5 protein-coding genes are annotated in these 4,875 nt (G+C 60.9%); all 5 read right to left on the bottom strand.

Annotated elements, in window-relative coordinates:
- Nucleotides 1–827, bottom strand: an 827-nt coding sequence (locus J8I34_RS33270) for an IS630 family transposase (RefSeq protein WP_209808444.1), incomplete at its 3' end; no start/stop codon positions are given.
- Between the two features lie 392 nt (nt 828–1,219).
- A complete protein-coding gene (locus tag J8I34_RS33275; RefSeq protein ID WP_245176327.1) occupies nt 1,220–1,489 on the bottom strand; it encodes an SIR2 family protein in 270 nt (89 codons plus the stop codon).
- Nucleotides 1,486–2,046, bottom strand: a complete 561-nt coding sequence (locus J8I34_RS33280; RefSeq protein WP_245176328.1) for a non-canonical purine NTP pyrophosphatase — start codon at nt 2,044–2,046, stop codon at nt 1,486–1,488. Before J8I34_RS33280 ends, J8I34_RS33275 begins: the two co-directional genes overlap by 4 nt.
- Nucleotides 2,043–3,089: an adenosine deaminase family protein gene (locus J8I34_RS33285; protein WP_209777926.1), complete on the bottom strand. Its 1,047-nt coding sequence runs from the start codon at nt 3,087–3,089 to the stop codon at nt 2,043–2,045. Before J8I34_RS33285 ends, J8I34_RS33280 begins: the two co-directional genes overlap by 4 nt.
- A 281-nt stretch (nt 3,090–3,370) precedes the next feature.
- On the bottom strand, nt 3,371–4,774 hold the full coding sequence (locus J8I34_RS33290) for a hypothetical protein (protein WP_209808446.1): 1,404 nt from the start codon (nt 4,772–4,774) through the stop codon (nt 3,371–3,373).
- Nucleotides 4,775–4,875: the final 101 nt, after the last annotated feature.

Raw genomic sequence — 4,875 nt, forward strand, 5'->3', positions numbered from 1 at the left:
GTTCTACTCCCTGGTGGCCTAACCGCAGCACCTTTCCGTCCCCCGCTCGCCCCTACCTCCTTATCGCGACGGAACCCGTAGTTGTCGGCGATCAGATGCAGCGTCTTGTCCTTGGGCGTCTCGCGGTCGATCTTGCGCAGGAATTTCAACCACTCGGTATGGCGGTGGCGCTGCTGGCACTGGGCGATGACCTGGCCATCGAGCACGTTGAGCGCGGCGAACAGCGTGGTCGTGCCATTGCGCTTGTAGTCGTGTGTCATGGTGGCCGCACGTCCCTTCTTCAACGGCAAGCCGGGCTGCGTGCGATCCAGCGCCTGCACCTGGCTCTTCTCATCGCAGCATAGCACCAGCGCGTGCTCGGGTGGCGACATGTAGAGGCCAACGATGTCTTCAAGCTTCTCGACGAACTTCGGATCGCGCGACACTTTGAAGCCGCGCACGATGTGCGGCTTCAACCCGTGGGGGTGCCAATGGCGCATGACGGTGCTGGCGCTCACGCCCAACTCGGCGCCCATCTTGCGCGTGCTCCAGTGCGTGGCTGCTTGGGGCTTGCTCTGCGTGGTCAGTTCCACCAGACGCGCCGTATCGACCTTCAACGGCGGCGCACCGCGCGGCAAGTCGCGTTCGATACCGGCCAGTCCCGATTGCGCATACCGCTCACGCCAACGCGAGACCTGCACGCGTCCGACTCCCAACCGCTCGGCGATGTCTTTGTTCTGCATTCCATCGGCGGCCAGTAGCACGATGCGTGCGCGCTGCGCCAGCCTCACGCTCGTGAGCGCGGACCGAACCAGCCTCGTCAACTTGGTTTGCTCCTCGTCGGACAACAGGATCTCGGGGGCAACTCGCACTCGCTCTCTCCACGCTGTGTCGCAGTAGGGGATTGCGAGACGCCGAATTCATATAAGTTCCATCAAGAACAGAACGACACACTAGCAGCCTTTTAAGGGCCAACCATCTGCACACTAGGTACGCAACGCGGCCCAGGCACTGCAGCGCCAAACCGGCCGTCTCGACTTCGAACTGCACACCAGCACCGGCGTGCTGCGCCAGCGCACCGCCACGTAGATGGACCGTGCGAACGAAAAGCTCGATGAATGCGACAGGCCCGCCATTTCGCGCGAGCACGGCATGACTTCGCATAGGTCCAGCGGACGGGCTGGCTGGCGTGGTAAGGTTGATTAAGTCATGGAGTGCGGGGGCGCTCTTCATGACTTAATCAACTCGTCTCCGAGTCTTCACCCCGCACCGGCTCGCCGGTGCGGGATTTTTTGTGCGAATCATGCCCGCCCTTCTTCTTTTTGTAGTACTCTGCAAGGGCCAGAGGAGTGCCGTAGGTAGAGAAAATCTTCGGGTCATAGCCAAGCTCCTCCGCGATGTGCGCGATCAACTCGCTCCAACTCGGCAGGCCAAGGTTTGCAGAAACTCCGGCGCCCACAAACAGCATCAGCTTGCCGGTGCGATGCGCATCAAGCAGTTCGTCTTTCATTTTGTGCCCTTCGCAGATTTGAGGTGGGCTGCAAATAGGTCCAGTGCTTTGCGGCGCATGGATATGTCATCCTTGGCCGGTCCCATCTCAGCGAACGTCCGAGTGCTGCCATCCGGGACGAAGACACAGTCCCATTGGAAGTCTGGTGGACCGGCAGGTCTGCGAGGTACGGTCCCGTCGATCGCACCCTCGAATAGGTGGATTTCGCGCCCGTCGCAGTACCCGAGGACCGTCTTGGCAGTGACCTTGGCATCGCCAAGTCCTGCAACGAGGTCAGCGAAGCGATCCTCCTTCAGCCTGTCCCAGAAGATCTGCGTTAAACCCACGGGAAGTCCGTTGAGGCCGCTCAAGTACAAGCCTGTATGCTCGACGAACAACGGGCGACCGATGGCCTCGAACGCCTTGGCCAGCTTGTCCCGCACCAGGCTCTCGACGTCTTCGGTCTGGAGTTCCTCGATTTTCCTCGAGATCGGCACGATGTCCACTCCTACGGGGGCAAGTATCCGCTGCACTTCGGCGATCTTGTGCTCGTTGCCCGACATGAAACGGATTTTCAAAGTAGATCCTTCATGAATGAGTAGCGCTTGGCTACTTCGTACTGCTGTCGCATGTCACTGATCGACAGCCCTTCGGCCATCGCAGCGGCTTGGTCGTCCGCGAGGCCGCGGTGGTGAATTGCAGGGTTATCCGAGCAAATGACAAACGGTACGCCATATCGCCGGAACTGTTGAAGCGGGTGAGCCTCGCTCGTACGAATAGCGCCAGTGAGCCGATTGCTGATCGGGCATACCTCGACGCAGATTCTCCTGGTGGAAAGAAGCTCCAGCAGTTCTGGATCCTTACCAGCAGCTGTCCCGTGGCCAATGCGATCTGCGCCGAACAGCTCTACGGCAGACCAGATGTTCTCCACGCGGCCTGTTTCACCGGCATGGATCGTGATCCCGAGCCCGAACCTGTCCTTGGCTTCCCGAAAGAGCGAGGGCAACTCCGACGGATACGCCATTTCTTCATCCCCAGCCAGGTCGAGCCCAATCACCTCCTTCGGCTCACCAAGGTCCACGTAGGCCTGCAGGAGGGTGGATAGGCTGACTGCGCTGTAGTCGCCACGCGTCACCGTGAGAATCAAGCCGCGACGGATACCGTGGCGCTTTGCAGCCTCCCCGGTCGATTCGATCAGGCGCTCGAGCGCCTGTGCTGGCGAACACTTCTGAAGCGCTGCGATGTACAGGACGCTGCTTCGAAGTTCGACGAAGCGCACGTTGTTTTCCGCCAAGCCTGCAACGACCGCAAGAGTGAGGCGATCGAGGTTCTCGCGCTTTCTCGGAAAGAGCCGCAGAACTTGCCAAGGCGTCAGGTATGCCGCCAGCGACTGGCAAGGTGTTGCCCGAACCAGGTCTCGCTCCAACTCGAATCCAGCCGGCAATACGGTAGCTTCGTCGGCTAGGATCTCTCGAATCTTCGACGTTGGAATCGCGCCGTTCATGTGTACGTGGAGTTCTCCCCGGTTTTGCACATCCGCGACCCTCCCGTCTTCGTCTGCCTCCTTGGCGACGCCGGCATCGCCCAGCATCCCTGGCAGATCAAGCTGTTGTGGTTCCAATCGTCGTACCTGTATCTACTTATTACCTATCGAGCGCCGCGGTCATTCTTATCGAATGGCGATTGGCGTTGCTAGCTGGTTCAATGCCGCCATCGTGGACCCGAAGCGCTACCTCAATGTCGATTGTATTCCGGGTTATCGGGGTTCCGCTGATTTGCCCGATTGTCCGTCGCCGATTTGGAAGCCGGGTTGTTCGGGTTCAAGCTGTTGCTCCGATGCGTCGGCACGACATGAGCCGCAGCACAGAACCGAATACCGCGAATATCGCGGTCAACTTCATGTCAGGTGCGGCTGATGGTGTGTTGTCCGATGGCGACCAAATCCTTCGGTTCCTCAAGGCGGATTGGCTCAACCTGCCCCTGCGGGGCACCCGTCTGACGCGGCGGCCCATGCACCGCCTCGAATGGCGCGATCTCCCGTAGGTCATCCCAGAATAAGTCCCGGTGAACCCGGGCGGCCACCTCGGGATGGCGGTGCATCACGAAGGCGTGCAAGGATCGGGCTTTGTAGTCGTCTTGCGTCTTTTCCCCGAAGACGGTCGCGAGGCCGAGCTCGGCCACGGTCAACACGCCCCGCTCAAAGTCCTCGGCGGAGCAGACCGTGTATGGCATCGCTTGCCGCATGGTAGTTGGGATCCCCGCTTGCCCGAGTCCCGCCACCACGCGCTCCTCGAGCGTCTGCAGCGCGATCGGTCCGAATAGGTGCCACTCGTCCAGCGTCACCACCACGGGATACACCGGCAAGCCATTCGGCTGCCACGCCTGGTTATCGCCGCTCTGTGCATCGCGGATGTTCTTGTACAACTGAACCACCGCTTGGGCCAACACCTCCAGCTGCTGATCAAACGAGTCGTCCGCGCCCGGCATCTTGGCGTCCAGCCGCAGTCGTTTGGCCTTGCATTCGATCACGAGGTGCCCGGTGCCATCCGTGACCACCCAATCGGCCCCGTGCTTGCGCGCCTTCCCCACGAGGTAAGGCGTCTCGCCGCGTACCTGCCATGGCGGACCCGCAAAGGCGGCGTGGAGGACTTCCCCCACATAGGCTTCGAAGGCTTCACCGATTGCCCTGGAAAAGGCCGCTTGCTTGACCAGCGCATAGTAGAGGCCGTGCGTGATGGCCCGGTAGTAAAACTCGGGGATCGGCGCGTAGGCCTGTCGAGAGCCGCGATCTAGCTGCAGTAGCGGCGTCGCTTCGAGCGGATTCCATGTGTAACCCCAGCTTCGATCGAAACTTTGCTTGGCCCAGATCGCATGCCGTAAGGGCGCAATCCGTGTGGTCAGCCGGGCATAGAAACGCTGCACTAGTTCGGGCGCGACGTTCACCTCATCGAGGGGGCGACACACGTCGACCCATGGACGCCGGATCAGTTCGCCGCCGCCGATGATCCCGATCAGGAAGTACGTGCGCACGTCCATCCCCACCACCCGCTCGACCATCGCCGCCATGTCCGGACGGCGCAGGATCCGGTAATAGCGAAACAGGGCTTGCATGCTGCTCTGGGTCTGCCAAGGGAATTGCTGGTGCCCCATCGCGGTGAGATCGCGCAACAACTGTTCCGGACTGGCGCCGTGCGCATAGCTGACATCCCACGCGGCCATGATCACCCGCAGAGCGGCATACAGATCGCCGAGCCTTCGGAAACTACGCCCCCGGGTCAAATCCGCATTTACGATCAACTCGCGCACCAGCAGGTTGAGTTGCCAGCTTTGTGAGCGCGAGCGCCAGATTTGATGGAGAAGCGGTCAAGGTAAATGATGGAGCCGGAGCGAGCCGCAGGGGCGGCTCG

Source organism: Cupriavidus phytohabitans (assembly GCF_017815025.1).
Classification (GTDB): Bacteria; Pseudomonadota; Gammaproteobacteria; order Burkholderiales; family Burkholderiaceae; genus Cupriavidus.